This window comes from Amycolatopsis sp. NPDC114484 (genome assembly GCF_055633755.1).
In genome coordinates, this window is record NZ_JBVKDQ010000005.1 from 151,049 (window position 1) to 171,551 (window position 20,503).

Sequence of the window (20,503 nt, forward strand, 5' to 3'; positions counted from 1 at the left end):
TGTTTCCCGGCCATAAAGTTGCCCGATCGAAGACGGGAACACTCCACGGAAGCAGAGAAGGCGATTCGGATGCACGCCTTGACGCGGCGCCCCGCATGAGCGCGCCGACCATCCAGGCAACCGCCAGAACCGCGAATCTCGACCCGATCGCCATCGTCGGAACGGGATGCCGCCTCCCGGGCGGGGTGGACTCGCTCGACGACCTCTGGGATGTGCTGCGAAAAGAAGAAGACGTGCTGTCCCGCCTTCCCGGTGATCGCTTCGACTTCGAGCGGTTTCACGCGGACGGACCCCCGCGGCCAGGACGGTCCTACACATTCGCGGGCGGCTTTCTCAGCAATATCAGCGATTTCGACGCGGACTATTTCGGAATCTCCGGCCGGGAGGCCTCGCGGATCGACCCGCAGCAACGGCTGCTGCTCGAGTGCGCGGCGGACGCGTTCGACGACGCTCAGCTCGATCCCGGCACGATCGCGGACCACAACGTCGCGGTGGCCATGGGTTTCTGCGCTCGCGGTTACGACGAGCTCCAACGTCGCAGGCTCAAGAGCTGGAACGCGTACAACATCGTCGGCACCGCCGGCTGCGGTATCGCCAACCGGTTGTCCTACGCGTTCGACCTGCACGGTCCGTCCATCGCCCTCGACTCGGCGTGCTCGTCGTCGTTGACCGCGATCCATCAGGCGTGCGAAGCGTTGTGGACCGGGCGCAGTCCGATCGCACTGGCGGGCGCGGTCAACCTGCTGCTCGACCCCGCGGACTACATCGGGTACGCGCAGGCCTCCATGCTGTCGCCGACCGGGCGGTGCCATACCTTCTCCGCCGACGCCGACGGTTTCGTCCGCGGGGAGGGCGCCGGGGTCGTGGTGCTCAAGCCGTTGGCCGCGGCGCTGGCCGACGGGGACCTCGTGCACGCGGTGATTCTCGGCTCGGAACTGAACGCCGACGGCCGCACGACAGGATACGCCCTGCCCAGCACTGACGCGCAGGAACAGCTGCTTTCCCGGGTCTACACCCGCACCGGGATCCACCCGGACCAGGTGGATTACGTGGAAGCGCACGGCACCGGAACACCAGCGGGCGACCCCGCGGAGTGTCTCGCGCTCGGCCGGGCACTCGGCCGCGCACGCACCGAGCCGCTCCCGATCGGCTCCGTCAAGACGAATCTCGGGCACCTGGAAGGCGCCGCGGGAATGGCTGGGCTTTTCAAGGCCCTTCTGGTGCTGCGCCACGGGACCGTTCCCGCGACGCTCAACGCGCTCCCGCTCAACGACGGGATCGACTTCGCCGGCCTGGGGCTGGAACCGGTCACGACGGCTCGAAAGCTTCAGTCCCCCAACGGAATCGTCGGAGTCAACTCGTTCGGCGTCGGCGGCTCCAACGCGCATTTGCTTCTCGGCGCGCCGCCCGCGGTCCCCGCATCCGTCCAGCCTGGCACCGGCCTGCTTCCGATCATCGCGACAGGGACAACGCCGAAGGCGGCAGCCGAATCGGCGCGGCGTCTCGCCGAGCACCTCGAGACCGCGCGGGACGAGTGGTACGACGTCGCGTACACCACCGTGTGCCGCCGCAAGCAGCACGAGTCCCGGATCGTGGTCCTGGCACATGACGCGGCGGAAGCCGCCGAGGCGCTGCGCTCCACGGAAGCCGACCGGGAGGCCCCCGGAACCGCCGCCGACACCGCGGTCAAGCACGGAGCCGTCGGATTCGCCTTCTCGGGCAACGGATCCCAATGGACCGGGATGGCAAGCGATCTGCTCGACACGGACTCGTGGTTCACCGAGGAAGTGCGGGCACTGGACGCGGAGCTGACCCCGCGGCTGGGGTGGTCGGTGGCAGACGAACTGGCCCGGCCGCGAGCGGCGAGGACGCTGGATCGCACCGAGTACGCGCAGCCGTTGTTGTTCGTCGTGCAGGCCGGGTTGGCCGCCGCGCTCGCCGGCCGGGGCATCCGTCCCTGTTCGGTGCTGGGACACAGCGTCGGGGAGATCGCCGCGGCTTACTGCGCGGGCATCCTTGATCGGGCCATGGCCTGCCAAACGATCGTCGCGCGCAGCCAAGCGCAGGCTTTGACGGCGGGAACCGGCGGCATGGCCGCGGTCGGGCTGGGCGAAGCCGAGGCGCTCGAAGCTTTGGAGCGGTACGAGGACCTGGTGCTCGCCGGCCTCAACAGCGATCAGGACGTCACTGTCTCGGGTCCCGGAGCGGTGCTCGACGAGTTCGGCGCCGAGGCGGCCGAGCGCGGGGTGTTCTTTCGCAGGCTGGCACTGGATTACCCGTTCCACAGCCCGGCGATGGAGATCGCCCGCGCGCCCCTCGCCGACGGACTGCGCGGACTGGCCGTCCAGCCGGGCGACGTGCCGCTGCTGTCCACAGTCACCGGCGGCCGGATCGACGGCTCGGAGATGGACGCGTCGTACTGGTGGCGCAACGTGCGCGAACCGGTGCGGTTCGCCCAGGCCGCGGCCGCACTGCTCGGCGACAGTGAGGCCGGCTGCGACGTCGTCATCGAGATCGGTCCGCATCCGGTGCTCGCGACCTACCTGAAGCGGGCGGCGGGACAGCGCGACACTCCCGTCGCCGTCGTGCCCACGCTCCGCAGGAACGAGAGCGGCCCGGAGCAGGTCCGCTCGGCGATCGCCAAGGCACTGGCCGCCGGGGCCAAGGCGGACTGGACGGCGTCGTTCCCGCGTCGCGGCACCACCGTGCGGTTGCCTGCCTATCCGTGGCAGCGCGAACGCCATTGGTCCGGAGCGGCGAGCTGGTGGGTCGACGGCGCCGGTGGCGAGGAAGACATCCCCGCGCACCCCGTGCTCGGCGATCGGGCCCAGACGATGTATCCCTCGTGGCAGCGAACGCTGGAACCGTCCCGGCAGCGCTGGCTGAGCGAACACCGTGTCGGCGACAGCGCCGTACTGCCCGCCTCGGCCCTGATCGACCTTGCCCTCGACGCCGGACGGCAGGCGATCGGCGAACCCGCGGAACTGACCGGGCTTTCCATCGAGCGAGCGCTTGTGCTGCCCTTCGACGACTCGTCCGCCGAACTGCTCCTGCACACAGCAGTGTCCCCGGAGTCCAGAGTGATCATCGGGAGCCGGGGCGAGGAGAGCGCCGAATGGCTGGAGCACGCGAGGGGCTGGCTCACCAAGCTCACCAGCCCCGGCCTCGCGCCGCTGGCCCTCGACGAGATCAGGGAGAGGCTGACGGAGACTGTCGCCCCGGCCGAGCACTACGCGCGGTGTGCGCGCAGGGGCCTGCACTACGACCTGGCCTTCCAGACCTTGACCGCACTGGCTGTCGGGGACGCGGACGTGCTCGCCGAGTACCGCGCGACCATCCCGGTCGGGAACCACCTGGCGCATCCGACGATTCTGGACGGCGCGTTCCAAGCCGCTATCCCGATGCTGGCCGCTCTCGTGCCCGGCGAGGCGCCCCTGCTGCCGATCGCGGCCGAATCCGTGCGCTGCTGGGCGCCGATGCCCGACGAGGGATTCGTGCACGTACGGCTGCGCCACGCCGGAGACGTGGAAGCGGTCGTGGATCTCGACGTCGCGGACCCGCACGGGAAGATCATGCTCGCCGTGCGGGGATTTCGGTTACGGCGGCTGGCGGACGCGGATCCGGCCGGACCGCGGATGCTCTCCGAGACTCTGCGGGCCATACCGCTGCCCGGATCGACGACCGGTTCGACCGCACTTGCCTCGCCGCCGGAGATCCGCGCCGCGTGCGCGTCCGAGATCGAGCTCTTCGCCGACAAGCAGCACAGCGTCCGGCAGCCGGTGTTCCGGGAACACGCGCTGGACATCGCCGCGCATTGTTTCCTGCGCGCTGTACAAGAGATTCTGCCCGGCAAGGACGCCTTCCGCGTCGCGGACCTCACCGCCGCGGGTGTTCCGGCCAGGCGAGTGCCCTGGGTACGTGCCATGGCCGAAATCGCGACCCGGCGCGGTGTCCTGGCCCCGGGCGAGGACCATGCCTGGTCGCCGATCGTGTCGCCGGAACCGGAAACCTTCTTCCAGCGGGGCGTCGAAGCGAGTCCGGCGGACGCGTCCAGCCTTCAGCTCTACGCCGTCTGCGGCAGCGCCATGGCCGATGTGCTCCTGGACCGGCAGGACCCGCTCGAGTTGCTGTTCTCCGAGACCGACACCCTGGCGGCCCGCTACTACGAGCTCTCCGGGATGTCGCGCTGCCAGAACGGCGTCGCCCGTGCGTTCGTCAGGGAACTGGTTCGGCGCCTGCCGCCCGGCCGCCCGCTCCGGGTGCTGGAGATCGGTGCGGGGACAGGGGGGCTGACCGCCGCGATCCTGCCGGAGTTCCCTCCCGAACGCACCCGGTTCGCTTTCACCGACGTCTCTTCCGCGTTCCTGGCCCCGGCCCGGGAACGGTTCGCCTGCCACGACTTCCTCGACTACCGGACCCTGGACCTCAACGAGGACCTTGCCGCGCAAGGGTTCCCGGAGTCCAGTGTGGACCTCGTGGTGGCGGCGAACTCGCTGCACACGGCCAAGGACATCCGCGGCGCGGTTTCCGCCGTGGCGACCCTGCTGGCCGACCACGCGCACCTGCTCGTGCTGGAGAACCACAACGAGGACCTGCTCGAACCGGTCTTCGGCATGCTGGACAGCTACCGCACGGGCGCCGACCCGTTGCGGCCGGATTCTCCCCTGCTTTCCCCGTCGAACTGGCTGGAGTTGCTCCGCGAGTGCGGCTTTACCGGCGATACGGTCCAGGTCGGGGATCCAGCAGACCCGGACGGGGAGGACTTCTCGGTACTGCTCGCCGCGCGAACCGCCCGCGACGCGAGCCCGGCGCCGGCCGACGCGGTCGGAACCGTCTCCGAAACGGGCGTCAGCCCATGGCTGGTGGTCACCGTGGAGTCGTCTACCGTGCCTGCGGACGGGATGGCCGACCGGCTCGCCGCCGCCCTCGGACCCGAAACGCGCCGCGCGACGGCGGCCGGGACGCACTGGGCAGATGTCCTCGACCACGCTCCCCCGCCGCAGATCGTTCTGCTGCTGCCGGAAGTGAATGAAGACGAGCTCGCCCCCGCCGAGGTCACCGAACACGCGATAGAGCGGATCGGCGTGCTGCGCGAGTTCGCGTCGGCCTACGAGGGCCGCACCGGGACCGGCGAGGTACACCTGTGGCTCGTCACTCGTGGCGGGAACGGCACCGCTGCGGCCGTGCCGGAAAGCACTGTCTCGGCCGCGGTGTGGGGCGCCTGCCGGACTCTGGCGAACGAACTCCTCGGCGCGAGCGTGCACCGGATCTCCCTGCCGGTGCCAGCGGTTGTTCCGAACGAGGCGGCGCTCGTCGACGATCTCGTCACCGAGTTGCTTGCCCGGTCCGACGAGGACGAGGTCTATCTGACCGGCGAAGGACGCTTCGTGCCTCGCCTCCGGCCGCTCTCCGAGCCCGTCTCGTGGGTCAGGGCGGCAGACCGCGGCGTCGACGACGCGGTGCCGTTCAGGCTCGAGCACCTCGACCCCGGGATGCGCTATCGACTCGAATGGCGGCCGGCCGACCTGCCTGTCCCCGGCCCCAGCGAAGTCGTGGTGGCCGTGGCCGCCGCCGCGCTGAACTACCACGACATCATGGTCGCCACGGGGCTTGTGCCCTCCGAGGACTCGGCATCCGGCGCACCGAGCCACGGCCTGGGCGGCGAGTGCGCGGGGCGAGTGGTCGCGATCGGAGCCGAAGTCGATTCGGTCGCGCTCGGAGACCGGGTCGCCGGCGTGACGGCGGGCGGCGCGCTCGCTTCCCACGCGCTGCTGCGGGCCGACCAGCTCGTCCCGGTTCCGGACGGAACGCGGTACACCGAGGCCGTCACGTTGCCGGTGACCACCTTCACCGTGCATCACGCGCTGGCCCATCTCGCCAGGCTCACGGCCGGGGAGACCGTGCTCGTGCACGGGGCCGCGGGCGGGGTCGGGCTGACCGCGCTCCAGTTCGCCCGGCGCGCGGGCGCCACGGTGATCGCCACCGCTGGCACCCCGAGCAGACGCGAGACGTTGCGCCTGCTCGGAGTCGAGCACGTGCTCGACTCGCGAACGCCGCGGTTCGCCGACGAAGTCCTCGAGCTGACCGGCGGCGAGGGCGTGGACGTCGTGCTCAACTCCGTGGCCGGGGAAGCACAGCTTCGCGGGTTTCGGCTGCTCAAACCGCACGGCAGGTTCGTCGAGATCGGCAAGCGGGACTTCCTGGACGACAACACGCTGCCCCAGGGCCCGTTCCTGCGCAACATCTCCTTCTTCGGGGTGGACGTCGCCGCGATGTTCGCCGAAGCCAAGGAGATCACCGCCGGGCACATCCGCGAAATAGCGCGCTCGGACGCCTATCACCCGCTGCCGCACCAGATCTTCCCCGCTGCCCGCGTCCACGAGGCGTTCCGCGTCCTGCAGCGTTCGCGGCACTTCGGCAAGGTGGTGGTGGATTTCGCCGACCCGGTGCCAGTGCGGTCGGGCCCGGCGCCCGCCCGGCTCGACCCGGCGGCGGGCTACCTCGTGACCGGGGGCCTTTCCGGATTCGGCGCGGCCACGGCCCGGCATCTGGCCCGCCGGGGCGCCCGGCATCTCGTCCTGGTCGGCCGGTCGGGAACCGGACGCGAGGAGAGCAAGCGACTCGTCGCCGAACTGACCGCGCAGGGGGTTCAGGTCACCGCGCACGCCGCCGACGCGGCCGATCTGCCCGCCATGACCCGGGTTCTCGCGGAATGGGAGAACGGCGGACGACGACTCGGCGGCGTGGTGCACGCGGCGATGGTCATGGACGAAGGCGTGCTCCCCGAGCTGGACGACCAGCGTCTCCGCGCGGTGCTCGCCCCGAAGATGACCGGCGCCCTGGTGCTGGAGCGGCTCACCAGGGACCGCGCGCTCGACTTCCAGATCCACTACAGCTCCGTGAGCGGGCTGTTCGGCAACATCAGCCACGCCGCGTACGCGGCGGCCAACCTCGCCGTGGAAGCTGTCGCCCAGCGGCGAAGGCGCACCGGGGCGCCGTCGCTCGCCGTGCAGCTGGGGCAAGTCGAGGACGTCGGCTACGTGCATCGCACCGACATCGGCGAGTCTCTGACCGCGGCGGGCGTGCCAGGAGTGCCTTCGACACGAATCCTGAAGGCCCTCGACCAGGCGGCGGCCCGTCCACCGGCCACCTCCCCCGAATCCACTGTCGTCATCGCGAAAGTGGACTGGCCGGTCGTAGCGGGATTCCTTCCCGGGCTGAGCGCGCCCCGCGCCGCCGAATTCATCGGCGCCCCCGACGACTCCGGCGAACCCCAGTGGCGAGACCAGTTGGCCGAGGCCAGCGACGCCGAAGCGGAACCGCTCGTGGAGAACATGGTGTGCGCGGTGCTCGGCCGGATCCTGCAAACCTCGCCCGAGGCACTGCGCCGAGACCGCGGACTCGACAAAATCGGTGTCGACTCCCTGATGGCCGCCGAGATCAGTTCGGCCATGCGGCACACCTTCGGCACTGGGCTGCCGCCCGTGGAGATCCTCGGCGCGCCGCACATTCACGCGCTGTCCCATCGGCTTCTGGCCCGCCTTGGCCGCGCCGACGGCGGCAACTCCGAGAAGCCGGGCGGCAGCACATGAGCGGGAGCAGCCCTCGCGCCGTGCTGCTCACCGGCGCCACCGGATTCCTTGGCGTCCGGATGTGCCGGGAACTGCTCCGGGACGACGCGACCACGGTGTACTGCCTGGTGCGCGCTCCGGATCGGGCCGCTGCGCAGCGACGGCTGACGACGTGCCTCCGCGCGACCGGCGCCGGCGAGGACCTCCTGGCTCGGGCGGTCGGCGTGCCCGGCGATCTGGCGGCCCCCGGCCTGGGGCTGAGCGCCGGACTGCGCGACGAGCTCGCCGGGGCGGTGCACACCATCCAGCACTGCGCGGCGTCGACCAACCTGCGGGAAGCTCATGAGAAATCCGCCCCTGCCAACGTTTTCGGCACCCGACGCCTGCTCGACCTGGCACGCCGCCGCGTGGTGCTCGGCATGCCCCCGTGCCGGTTCGCCTTCGTCTCGACGATCGCGGTGTTCCTGCGTGCCGAGGCGGCGGGCATCCGGGAAGTGGACGAGGACTCGAAGCCGTCCCGGGAAACCTCGGGAGCCGCCGGCTACATGTCGAGCAAGACCGACGCCGAACGGATCCTCGCGCAGGCGGCGCGCACCGGCGTCCCGGTCACCATCCACCGGCCCGGGGTCGTCACCGGCGAGTGGCGAACCGGCACGACCTCTCCTGACTCCGACCTGCTCGTCGCCATGCTGCGCGCGGCCGTCTCCCTGCGCCATGTGCCCGCCACCGCCGCGGCCCTTCCCATGGACACCGTCGACACGGTGGCCCGCGGCATCACCGCGCTGAGCCAGGACGGCGAAGGCCGCGGAGCGACGGTGTATCACCACGTCCGGGATGTCCCGCTGTCCCGGCCGTGGAACGCGTTGCGCCGTGCCGGATACCACCTGGCCAGCTGGCCCGAAGCCCATTGGTACCGGCGGCTCCACTGGCACTCCGGCCCGGCGGCGCTGGCGATCGCCGCCATGGCGCGGGCGACGGCACGCCCCGACGGAGTACGCCCCGCCGTCCCCCGCGTCCGCTCGGCCGCTACCGAAACCGCCTTGAAAGCAGCGGGAGTTCTCCAACCGCCGCTGGACGACGACTACTTCGACCGGCTCGTCACCGCCCTCGTCACCCATCGGCTGCTTCCTGCCCCAGGGCCGGGCAGGAGGTGAACCCGGTTCGAGGCCAAGAACCTGGCCGTCGGGCGGAAGCGGCTCGCGGAGCCGCCCACCCACGAGACTCGCCCCGCGGGGACCACGCCGGCCGGGGACATCCGGCTCAATGCCGGTCATGGCACCTAGCGGGAAGGGACGCTCGCGAACGACGATCCCCGTCATCGGCCGGGGACCACCCGCGACTCGGCTCGCGGGAGCCGCTGATCACTTCGTTCCGGACGGGAACGCAGCGATGCGTCTCGGCGGCGGAACACCAGTACTCCAACGAAAACCCGCCCGTCCCACCCCTGGCGCGCAGTCCTCTGCCATCGGCGGCCGCGGGGAGGGCAGTTCAGTCCTCGATTCCGCTCTCCTCGCGTCCCGGGCGCCGTTGTCCGAGCCGGGCAGCCCCACCGGACAGGTCGGTCATGCTTACCGCACCAGGGCGGGCGAAGCTCGACGGGCGACTGCCGCGGACACCGAGATTGCCGTACTCACGCGCCTTCCCCAGCCTCTCGGCGGAGCGCGGCGTCCTGGCTGGCGACCAGGCCAGTCGCGTCACACGTCAGTCCGGCTGGACACCGACAGCTCTCGCGGGCGCGTTCGAGCGATGCCGCGGAGCGGGCACACGATCTGATCGACGTAGACCCGCGCCCTGCGCAGCACGTCTTGAGCCACGGCCTTGTCAAATCGCTCCGCGTATGCGCCAACGCTCAGCGCCGCCGCCGGAGTGCTGCCGCCGTCGAACACCGGGATGGCCGCCGCAGTGATCCCCAGGGGAAGACAGGGCGCGCTCCACGATATTTCCCGTTTCCTGATTTCGGACGCTTCGTTCTGCAACTGACGCCATGCCGACCGGACAGAGGATCCGGAGATTTTCCAGCCCACCTTCACCGCAAACTCCATGGCGAGCACATAATCAAAGGAAAGAAATACTTTCCCGGCCGCGCTGACATGCAGCGGAGACATTTCTTCGACCTGCTGGATGCATGAGCCGTACTCTCTGCTGTAAAATGTGTCCACGAATTTTGTCGTCTTCTCGTCCGGCACAGCGAGACCCACCAGGTATCGAGTCCGCTCATGCAACTGGATCAGCATGGGCTTCAGTTTACGGCGAATGCACGTCAGCCTACCGGATTGAATTTCATTTATTTCCCGCATCGCTCCGCCGAGCCGATAGCAATCGGCGGACTTTCGTACCAGGTCGAGCTTTACGAGCTCGGCGAGGATTCGATGCACAGTACTCTTCGGGAGGCCGGTGTTTCGGACGATCGCGATAAATGTCGCCCGCCCATCCATTGCCTGGATGGCCTGGAGTACGCCGAGGGTTCGCCTCAACAGGCGACCCCTTGGACGGCTCCCGTCCTCCAAGATCACGTGCTCACCGACATAATTCACAGTCGCGGGCCTTTCTTGACAACAGACAGCACCGGGATCGCGCAAGACGCTGTTCACCAGCAATGAAACCGTCTGGTCGAAGCAGCGCCCGCAAGTCACAGCCTCGCACAGATTCCGCGATTCGAATACAGCTCGGCGAGGACGCCCCCGTTGAAGACGTTGAACCAGGATTCATCATCTTCAACAGATTGAACACGTGCCCCAGTTGGCAAGAACGCCATGTCGTGCTTTCGAGCCGCCTTCGAGCACGATCGGGGCCGCTCGCGGCACAGCCCGCCGTCTGAGCAACATTGATATTCGCTGACGGATCACAAAGACTCGCCCGCGCCCCGGCGACTGCGCTTCGCGTGCGTGGTCGCGTGCCGGCCGACGACGCGGCAGCGCCGGGGTGATCAACGGGCGCCACCTCCGATTTCCCCGGTACACTCGCCCCGTGGCGCACCGGGTGCGCGAGAGCTTGATGTCCGCGGATACGGAGGTGCGCCGCAGTGCAGCCGATCGCCTCCGCCGGACGGAACATCGACAATCGACACAGTGCCGAACACGAAATCGACCGAGGGTTGCGGGGGGGTGCACACCAAAGACTTGCAGGGTACCGACCGACTCCTCTGGCGACTGAACTTCTTGATCAGCAGCATAGACGTCGAACATCGCGAACGCTTCTCCCCAAGACCCTGGGCGAAGGGCATTTTGTGAAGAAAAACAACGATCTTTCCGGAAAAGACGCCGGACGGAAAACCGTGTCCAACACCCGGCTTCGCGCCTGGATCGCCGAAGCCGGCTGGACCAACGAAGGGCTCGCCCACGCAGTCAACGTCATCGGCGCGGAGAACGGGTTCGACGTGCGCTACGACCGCACCGCGGTCGCCCATTGGCTGACCGGCACCCGACCCCGCGGCGCGGCCTCCCGCCTCGTCGCCGAGGCACTCTCCCGTCGCCTGCATCGCCTTGTCAGTCCTGCCGACGTCGGGTTCGCCCCCTCCGAAAGCCCTGGCGAACCAGGATCGGCCGCCCCGGCCGACCCCGTCCTGGCCCTCGTCGCGCTGGCTCGCGCCGACCTGGACCCCACCCAGCATCTGGTGCTGCACCGCACGATCTACCAACTGGAACTCCCGGTACCGGGACTGCCGCGTTCCACCGGCCGCGAGCCGATCGTCGCCAGCCGCACCGGCGCCGCCGAGCAATCCGCCGCCCACTCCCCGATGCTGCCGGCTTTTTCCACTGCCGTTCTCACCATCGGCGGACGCCATGCCTACAAGGCCCTGATCGCCCACCTCGCCCACGACATCGGCGAGCAACTCCACACCTGGCAACCCCCGCACGAGCGCCGCTCGCGAATCACCGCTGCCGTCGACCTGGCCATCGTCGCCGGTCTGATGGGCGCCGATGCCGAGGACCACGGCCTCGCCCAGCGCTACTACCACGCCGCCGTGACGCTCGCCGTCGACTTCGACGACCCCATCCGCTACGCATTGGGGCTGTGGGCGCTCGGCGATCAGGCGATGCATCTGGACCACTGCGAACGGTCCCTCGCCTTCAACACCGCGGCACTGGCCGTCACCGACAGCCACGCCCCGCCCGCGACCGAGGCTCTGCTGCACGTCCAGGCCTCGCTCTGCCATGCCGCTCTCGGTCACCACCAGACAGCCCACCGGCACCTGTCCTCCGCTCAGCACGCGCTCCGGTCCGGCGATCTCGCTGGCCGCGAGGAGGCCTTCCCGAAGGTCGGAGTGTGCACCCGCCCGTATCTGGCCTACTGCACCGGCAAGGTCCACCAATTGCTGGGCGACTGTGACGCCGCCGTCAACGCTCTCCACGCCGCCCTGCGCGAATTCCCCAGCACCGACCACCTTCCGCGCGCGCTCGCCTTGGCAGCGCTTGCCGAACTTCACCTCGACACCGGCGATCTCGAGTCAGCCTGCGAAGCCTGGAAGAGTTTGATCGACCATTACCCTTGGGTGGACTCAGCTCGCGCCGAGAAAGCCATCACCACCATGCGGCAACGCCTGCGCCCCCTTCAACGGCACATCCGCGTGCAGCGGCTGCTCCGCCACGCGTCCATCGCCACCTCCCGCACGCACACCAGCCGCCCCGCCTGACAATCCCCGGCAGCATCGGCCGGAGGGAGGCAGCGCGAGAGACCCGTTCCGTCCGGCCCTCAGCCGGGCGGCGCCGAAGAGACAGAGACTTCAGCCGCCGAACTCGAACGAGTTGCTGCCGCGCGCCTGGAACTGCCAGTGCGAGGAACTTCCGCGTTCAACTCGAATGACCACTGGCCGCAGCCGGTTAGGCGAGGAGGTGGACGGAAAGTTCGAAGTGGTCGACGTCATTACCGAGCACGCCCGTGGTCGCGCACGGCCTGGCCGCGCTCCCCGATGCGGAAGCCGCTCGCCGTCCTGAGCGCCCCGCCTCCATTCCCGGCGATGCTCCGGTCGTCCGACGCCGAACTGTTGTTTCACTCGTTCGGCCAGACCGTCGTCCATGACGGCTTGCTGGCGGTCGGCGGCACCGTCACCCCGCTCCGCTGGTCCGAATGGCTCGCGGCACCGCGCCCTGCCGCGATCAGTTTTTTCGGCATGCACGGCATCAAGGCGCACGTGACCCTCAAGCGACTGCCGCCCGGGCCGTAAGCATCGGCGGCGGACGGCCGCACATTGAGGTTTCTCGGGCCCGCCAGTCGTGGCCCAGCGGTGCGCCGCGGCGAGGGCGACACACACTGGCTACTGACAAAACCGCGGAACGTGGTGCGCGCTTTGACCAGCGTTCGACTCGCCGAATTTGCCCGCAGGCCCTCGGAAGCGGCCGATGCGTTCACCGCGGTCGGCTGCGTCGGCGCCGCGGCAGAACCGCTGCCCAGCGGCGCGTTTCTGTTTCCGGGCTCGGATGCGGATGCCGAACGGGACTACGACCAGAGCGAGAGGTACCGGTACTCCGGTCCGGAGCTGACCGACCCGCTGATGGTCGTCCCTCGGCTGGCGGCTACGAATCCGGCTGCTACGAGCCGCGGTCCGCGTTTCGATCTCCGCGGCAACACCCGCACTGTCCTTCGATCTGTTCTGGAACGGCACATAACTGCCGCCGAAACGAGACACCCTGTCGACGTACGGCGAATTGCGTGGCCAGCGTTCACGTCCAGCGCTCGATCCGCCGCAGCCTGCGGGCCAGCTACGCCGACCGGGAAACCGACGCCACTACCCGGTTATGCGGGCGGACCTGTGATGAACACGTCCGTTCCCAGGCCTCAGCGAAGGATGGGAATTTCCGGCTTCGCAGGCGTCTCACACTACGCTTTGGACAACGCCGTTCATTTGACAGAGCCGCGAAGATTTGACTGGTCAAGTATCAGCATCCACCTACAGGTCAGTCTTTCGCGCTGGCCGAGTCGGGACCGCTGCTCGGGACGTTCGACCTGGCGCCCAGCTTGCGGTATCGATCAGGGCGACTGGTTCGAAGCCAGCTTGTGTAACCGATTCCTGCCGCTGCGGCGGCAAGCAGTCCTGCTGCTCCGAGCGCTGGCGCGAGGACGGTGCGCCAGTGCCGGTCGGGTCGCGCTCGGAAGAATGCCAATATGGAGACGGCGGCGGCGCCCTGCGGCAGAATGATTCCGAGGGTGCCGAGGCTGATCATGTTTGAGGCGAGCCCCGCGTATGGATGCACCGCTTTCGATTCCGCGACCGCGTCGAAGCGACCTGCGGTTTTCCACTGTCGGAGGATACGCCGCTCGTAGTTGCGAGCCCCCACCTTCTCGCGAGCACCGCTCGTTCCGCGCCGCGAAACAATGGTGGATAGATCATGCGGCGCGTGCCAGGGTTGCGATGTCCGAGACTCGTCGCATGCTCATCACGATGACATTGAGTGTCCGAAAAGGACAATCTGGCGCTGGCGACTTCTCGGCAAGGGCGTTGTGAGATCGCTGCGATTGTTCGCGGTTCAACCAACTGCCCTGCTTGACGTATCGACATCGCGACGAGGAGCCAGTGTGAAAGCGTTCACGGTGATCATGTTTCCAGGACAGGGCGCCTACCGGCCTGGGTCGCTGGCGCGGTTGCGCCAGCGGTACACGGCGGCGGACTCGGTTCTGGAGCGGATCTCCGCAGCGTCGGAGGGTCAACTGGACCGTCTGCTCCGAGAGGACACGCGGTCGTCGACGAGCGAACTGATGCACAACGAGCCGGGCCTGCTCCAGTTGGGGATCTTTGCGACTTCGGTAGCCATGTGGGCGGCCCACGGGCCGGACACCGCCGACGAAACCGTGCTGATGGGACACAGCCTCGGGGAAATCGCCACGCTGACCTGCGCGGGCGGTTACTCGATCACGGATGGCACCCGGGTGGTCCTGGCCCGCTCCGCGGCGCTGGCGAGGCTGGAGAAACGACGCGGCGGCATGGTCGCCCTCGAACTGGACGCAGCCCGCGCCGAAGCCGTGCTGCGCCTCGTGGACGACCCGACACTGACCTTGGCCTGTGTCAACGCACCTCGGCAGAGCGTCATCGCGGGTTCCGGCGAGGCACTGTCGCGGCTCGCGGACGTCGCGCGAGACCTCCGCATCGCATGTACTCGCCTGAACTCGCCTTTCGCCTTCCACAGTCCGCTGATGGAGAGAGTGGTGGAGCACTACCGGGCGGGCATCGTCGGCATCCGCCAGCTTCCCTTGCTCTACCGCGTGTTCTCTCCACTGCGCGGGAGGTACGTCACCGACGCTGACGACCTGGCGGCGCTGCTGACCGACCAGTTCGTAGCCCCCGTGCCGCTGCTGTCGGCGGTCCGGGCCGTGCATTCCCGAGGTGCGGCATCGTTCGTCGAATGCGGAGCGGGAAGCGCCACCGTCGAGCTTGTCCTCCAAACCGTGCCCGCGGTGCGCACCCGCACCTGGGACGAGCCTCCGGTGTCAAGCGTCCCGGCCGACCCTCCGTCCGCGCCGGAATCTCCAACAATTGCCGTTGACCCTCAATCCGGCTCGACCGGAGACATTCCCCCCGACAGCGGCGAGTCCCTGGCAGTCGTCCCAGACTCCGCCCCCGCTCCGGCGACGCCCACGAGCGGTTCGGTCGCAGTTGCGCCCGAACCGGCCGAAGGTCGGCAGGAAAGCCCGGCGGAGATCGTCGAGGTTTTGCGCGAGATGTACGCGGGGGCGCTGTCTTACCCGCTGGAGGCGTTCGAGGAGGACATCGACTTGGAAGCTGACCTCGGGATCGACTCGCTGAAACAGACCGCGCTGCTCGACCAGGTGGTGACACGCTTCGGACTGCCGAGGGACCAGCAGATGTCGGTCACGCGGTTCCACACGCTGGAGTTGATCGCCGACGAAGTGCACCGGCAAAGCGCCGCGAAAGAGGGGTCCCGATGACGCGATGGCCACAGTTCGACGGACGCGCCGTATCGATCGCGGGTGGCGAGCGCGTCGCCGGGGCGACGATCGATGAAGAACTCCCACCGGAGCGCGTCGCCCCGCCCACAGCTTCCGATGAGGCCAGCCGCCCCGGGGACGGGGGACGGATCGTGGCGGGCCACCATGACCTCCAGTTCGATGCGGGCGAAGGGATCGCCATCGTCGGCATCGGCGCGGTCGCCCCCGGAGCCGAGGACGTCGATGCCCTGTGGCGACTGCTCACCGAGGGCGAGCCCGCATTCAGCGAGCCAGGACAGCGCTGGGATCTGGATACCTACTACTCGCCGGATCCGGACCGCCCCGACAAGTGCACGGTGCCGAAACTGGGCTTCGCGACCGCCACGCGGACAGACGGCGCCGACCGTCCCGAGGAGTACGCCACGACCTGGCTGCGCTCCGCTCTCACACAGGCGTGGCAGGGTCAGCGGCCTCGGCCGGACGACAAAGTGGGCCTGTACGTCGGCGCCACCACGGACGGCAGCCAACACCTCGAGGAATCGTTCATCGCCGCAGCTGTCGAGGAGTTCTGCGCCGGCCGTCCGGGGTCCGCCGGACTGGCCGAGCGGACCAACGCGTGCCTGCGCCACCGGCTGGACCGGCCGGAGCAGGCATTGCCGCAGGCGAGCGCATGGGCCGCAGCCTCCGGGACCTTGCCGCAGGACACCGAGACCGTCACCGTGGACACGGCATGCAGTTCTTCGTTGTACGCCATCGATGTCGGCATGCGCCGGTTGCGCGCCGGAACATGCGACATCGCAGTATGCGGCGGCGTGTTCGCCCTCGCACCCCGTCCCGTGAACCTGTTCGCCCAGATGAAAGGCTTCAGCCGCACAGGGTCGGTGCGCTCATTCGACGCTGCGGCTGACGGCACCCTCTTCTCCGACGGAGCCGGCATCGTCGTCCTCAAGACGCTCGAGCGGGCGCGCGCGGACGGAGACCGCATACTCGGGTTGCTCACCGGGGTCGGCGTCTCCAGCGACGGAAAGGGCAAGGCGATCTACGCCCCCCACGGCAAGGGGCAGCGAATGGCCGTCGAACGCGCCTACCGCAGCGGCCCTCCCCTCTCCGACGTCAGCTGGACCATCGCTCACGGCACCGGCACGCCCGCAGGGGATGCCGTCGAGGTCGATACGATCACAGCAGCATTCGGCAAGAACCCCGTGGCCCTGACCTCCAACAAGTCCCTGATCGGCCACACCGGCTGGGCAGCCGGAGTCCTGTCGGTCATCCACGCCGTGCTAGGTCTTCGCCACAGCCAGATCCCCCGGCAGCATCCCTTCCCTGCGCCGCCGACCGCCTGGAAGCTGCCGGCCTCGGTGACCATCCCGCACAAGACGCTGACCTGGAAACCTCCCTCCGGCGCACCTCGCGTTGCCGGGATCAACTGCTTCGGCTTCGGCGGAACCAACGCCCACGCGGTCGTCACCGACCACCATCAGGCCTACGTCAGCAATCCCCGCCGCCACCTCGACAACGACCCCGTGGTCGTCGTGGGCTGGCACGCGGTACTTCCCGGCAGCCCGTCCCGTGACGCCATCGCGCGCTGGCTGACCGGCCAGGACACGACACCTCCCGCACCGGCGGCGTACGACATCGTCCCCGCCGTCCCCTTCCACATGCTGCGCCTGCCGCCCTCCGCCCAAAGTTCCGTCGATCTCGCTCAGCGCCTGGCGCTGCTCGCCGTGGACGGGCTGGACAAGTCCGTCCACGCGTTCTGGGACTCGTTCAGAGACACGGCGGGCGTCATCGCCGGGCACACCGGGCTGACGGCTCAGGCCTGCCGCTACAGCATCCGATGTGCCTTGGACGACCTGGAACAGCACGTGGCCGCCGAGCTCGCGGGCACCGATACAACAGCACGGGAGACGTTCGACGCGCTGGCCGACGGCACCCGGAAGAATGTCGCCGCAGCGACCGAAGACACCTATCCGGGCGGCATGGCCGGTCTCATCCCGGCCCGTATCGCGGCCGCCCTGGACTTCCACGGCTTGGTTCTCGCCACCGACACGGGCACAGCGTCAGGCATCGACGCGATCAGGCTGGCTTGCGACTACCTCGCTACCGGCAGCCTCGATGTCGCTCTCGTAGCGGCGGCCAACGGCAACGCTCTGCCGGCGTGGAATCGCGTGGTCCGGCCGGCGGTCGGATCACCGGAATCGCAACTGGCCCACGGAGCCGTGTGCTTCGCGCTGACTCGGCAGAGCCTGGCCGCTCAGGCCCGGCTGAAGGTTCTCGCCCGACTCCCGCGTCAGCACCAGGCCGGAACACCCGAGATCGCCGCACAAGGCGTGGACGCCCGCAGCTATTTGGGGGCAGACTCGGCCTGGGCGGCGCTGGCGCAGATCCTCCAGCGTCGCTCCGGAACTCTCCGCTGGAAAGACCCGGTAACCTCGCGCACCACCCGCGTCACGCTCGAGGCCCCGACGCATCCGGCAGAAACGACGGGCGCCAGGAGCTACCGGGTCGACCACGTGCCAATCGCCGCGACGCCCGCCGCGCACGCTACTTCGGCGATTCCGCCGGACTGCGTGATCCTCACCGATGCGCCGGAGGCTCTGCCGAGCGGCGCGGCACCGGGACGGCACCGCGCTGTACTGGCCGTCACGGCGGGGAGCCAGAGCGGGATACGACACATCCCAGACCCGACTCCCGAAGCCGTACGAGAGATCTTGACATCGCTGACGTGGAAGCCGCGGCATCTCCGGGTGCTGGCCCACCCCGTCGGCAACGCAGAAGCCCGTGAGCGACTCCTGGCACTGCACGATCTGGCCTTCCTCACAGTGAAGGAAGCTTCCGACAGCCTGGCCGGAGGCAGCGCGGCCATCGTCGTCCACGAGGCAGTCGCCCACGGCTTGCCCACCGCGGAAACGGGATTGTTCACCGGATTCGCCAACAGTCTCGCCTGCGATCTGCCCGAGGCTCAGGTGCTCTGCTTGATCACCGGCATGGACGGCGGGGCCGAGGCTCTGGCCCAGCTGGACCGCGAACTGCGGACCGAGCGAATGACCCCGGTCGTCGTCCGCCCCCGGTCAGGGCAGCGGCTGGAACGCCGGCTCGTCCCGGTGCCGACGCCGGCCGGCGAGCCAGCCCCGTACCGGCCGCGTGTTGTCGTCGCGGTAGGCGGATCCCGGGGCATCACCGCCGAACTCCTCATCCACCTCGCCCGAACCGCCGCCCCCCGGATCTGGATCCTCGGCACCAGCAAGATCGGCGGAAGCTCCGAAATGCCGGCCGAGACGAATCGTGCGGAATTCATCCGCGCCGTCCGCGCAGCCACGCCTTCCGTAACACCCGCGGAGGCCAGCAAGGAGTACGAGCGCACCACCAGGCTGCGCTCCGCCTGCGCCACCCTGGACACTCTGGCGAGCCTGTGCGGCAAGGAGAACGTGACTTACCTGGCCTGCGACGTACGCGACCGGAATGCCGTCAACGCCGCCATCGGCCGCGTCCTCGGCACTGACAGCGATATCGACCTGCTGCTCTTCGCCGCCGGCGCCAACCGTCCCGGAGACACCCTCCGCAAGAGCCTGGACGACTTCCGCCTGGTGCGCGACATCAAGGCACGCGGCCACGCCAACGTCCTGGGAGCGCTCGGCGCGCACAGGCCCAGGAGATGGATCAACTTCGGGTCGGTCGCCGGACTCGCCGGCCAGCCTGGCGAACTCGACTACGCGGCGGCCAACGAGTATCTGGCGACTGCCGCCGCCCAGCAGCACGCTGAGGGCTGGGACCACTTCACCATCGGCTGGCCGGTTTGGCGGGAAACAGGATTGGCGTCTGACCCAGTCATGCGGGAGCACCTGCAGCGCATCGGGCTCGGCGCCATCAGCAACGACCAAGGCGTCCGTCTCTTTGACGCGGAGCTCGCGCTGGTGCCGCACCCCTCGTATACCGTGCTGCTGACCGACCAGGACATGACCTCCGCCGACGCCCGTTTCCCCGGCCTGCGCGCGGCAGCCCGGCCGGCGAGTCCCGCGAGAGCGCGCCCCTCCGTGCTTCCTCGCCCGTTCCGCGGGGCACCGCGCATCCTCGGCGACGGAGCGACTGTGTTCAACTGCCGCATCGACGTCGACCAGGACCGCTACCTCAGCGACCACCTCGTCGACGGCCGTCCCACAGTTCCCGGAACCTTCTTCGTAGAGATGGCGGTGGAGGCGGCCTGCCACCTCCACCCCGGTTTGACCCCGATCGCCGTCAAAGACGGCGTCTTCTCCAGATTCCTGCGCACCCATCCGTGCACCGGTCGCACGGACTTCCAGATCACCGCGCGCGCCACCCACGCCAGCGCGGAGGAAACACAGGTGGCCATCACCTTTTCCTCCGACATCCGCACCCCCGGCGGGATCCTGGTCCAGTCCGCGCTGCCGCACGCCACGTGCACCGTTGTCCTGGCTGCTCAGCCCACGCCGCCCGAACCACGCCCAGGGCTGGCCCCTGTGCGCGAGGGAGCCACGCCCGATCCCTACTATTTCAGCAACTCCGCCATCGCTTTGACTGGTGCCTTCGTCACCACATCGCATACAGCACTGCACGCGAACACCGCCTACGGACGCTTCTCCGCGCCGCCGCACCTGTCACGGGCGCCATTGAGTACCTTCCGCATCCCAGCACTTCTTCTGGACGGCCTGGCCCGCGTCTGCGCGCTTCACACCAGCACCGGGAATTCCATCGACCTCTTCGCACTGAAAGGCTTCCGCCGCATCGCGTTCCACCGCCTGGGCCCGGACCATTTCGTCCATACGAGCGCCGCGGCCCCTATTCATCTGTACGGATTCGCGGAACAGGCGTCCGACGGCGCTTCTGACGACGAGTCGTACCACTGCGTCGCCGTCGACAACGACAACATTCCGGTCATCGAGATCACCGGGCTGGTGGGCTATCGCAAGGGGGCAGTGCGAATCCCCGGCGCCATGCCCGGCTGAGCCCATCGACCGAGCCGAGTGGCGGGCAGGATCGCCGACGACCTCAATGCGCGATCCTTGCCGGCCCGGACGGGTCGATTCCGACCA

At 69.0% G+C, this 20,503-nt stretch carries 7 protein-coding genes and 1 pseudogene; 6 read left to right on the forward strand and 2 right to left on the reverse strand.

Annotation, left to right across the window (positions count from 1 at the left end; genetic code table 11):
• Nucleotides 1-95 precede the first annotated feature (95 nt).
• Nucleotides 96-7,592 carry an SDR family NAD(P)-dependent oxidoreductase gene (locus tag ACZ7SW_RS15680; protein WP_470231082.1) on the forward strand — a complete coding sequence of 2,499 codons (7,497 nt, stop codon included), beginning with the start codon at nt 96-98 and terminating at the stop codon, nt 7,590-7,592.
• Entirely contained in the window at nt 7,589-8,725 is a 1,137-nt protein-coding gene (locus tag ACZ7SW_RS15685) for an SDR family oxidoreductase (RefSeq protein WP_470231083.1), read from the forward strand. Before ACZ7SW_RS15680 ends, ACZ7SW_RS15685 begins: the two co-directional genes overlap by 4 nt.
• Before the next feature lie 540 nt (nt 8,726-9,265).
• Here ACZ7SW_RS15685 and ACZ7SW_RS15690 read toward each other — a convergent pair.
• Both ACZ7SW_RS15690 and ACZ7SW_RS15695 read right to left on the reverse strand, forming a co-directional pair.
• Nucleotides 9,266-9,805 carry an IclR family transcriptional regulator domain-containing protein gene (locus ACZ7SW_RS15690; RefSeq protein WP_470231308.1) on the reverse strand — a complete coding sequence of 180 codons (540 nt, stop codon included), beginning with the start codon at nt 9,803-9,805 and terminating at the stop codon, nt 9,266-9,268.
• 150 nt (nt 9,806-9,955) lie between these two features.
• Nucleotides 9,956-10,006 (reverse strand): annotated as a pseudogene (locus ACZ7SW_RS15695) (hypothetical protein); the annotation flags it as partial.
• An 839-nt stretch (nt 10,007-10,845) separates the two neighbouring features.
• Between ACZ7SW_RS15695 and ACZ7SW_RS15700 the strand changes: the two are divergent.
• From ACZ7SW_RS15700 to ACZ7SW_RS15715, 4 genes are all read left to right on the forward strand, one after another.
• Complete coding sequence (locus ACZ7SW_RS15700) at nt 10,846-12,204, forward strand: hypothetical protein (protein WP_470231084.1); 1,359 nt, start codon at nt 10,846-10,848, stop codon at nt 12,202-12,204.
• A 324-nt stretch (nt 12,205-12,528) separates the two neighbouring features.
• Nucleotides 12,529-12,735 carry a hypothetical protein gene (locus tag ACZ7SW_RS15705; RefSeq protein WP_470231085.1) on the forward strand — a complete coding sequence of 69 codons (207 nt, stop codon included), beginning with the start codon at nt 12,529-12,531 and terminating at the stop codon, nt 12,733-12,735.
• A gap of 1,349 nt (nt 12,736-14,084) precedes the next feature.
• Nucleotides 14,085-15,452 (forward strand): acyltransferase domain-containing protein, encoded by a 1,368-nt coding sequence (locus ACZ7SW_RS15710; RefSeq protein WP_470231086.1) that lies wholly within the window; start codon nt 14,085-14,087, stop codon nt 15,450-15,452.
• On the forward strand, nt 15,449-20,416 hold the full coding sequence (locus tag ACZ7SW_RS15715) for an SDR family NAD(P)-dependent oxidoreductase (RefSeq protein ID WP_470231087.1): 4,968 nt from the start codon (nt 15,449-15,451) through the stop codon (nt 20,414-20,416). Before ACZ7SW_RS15710 ends, ACZ7SW_RS15715 begins: the two co-directional genes overlap by 4 nt.
• Nucleotides 20,417-20,503: the final 87 nt, after the last annotated feature.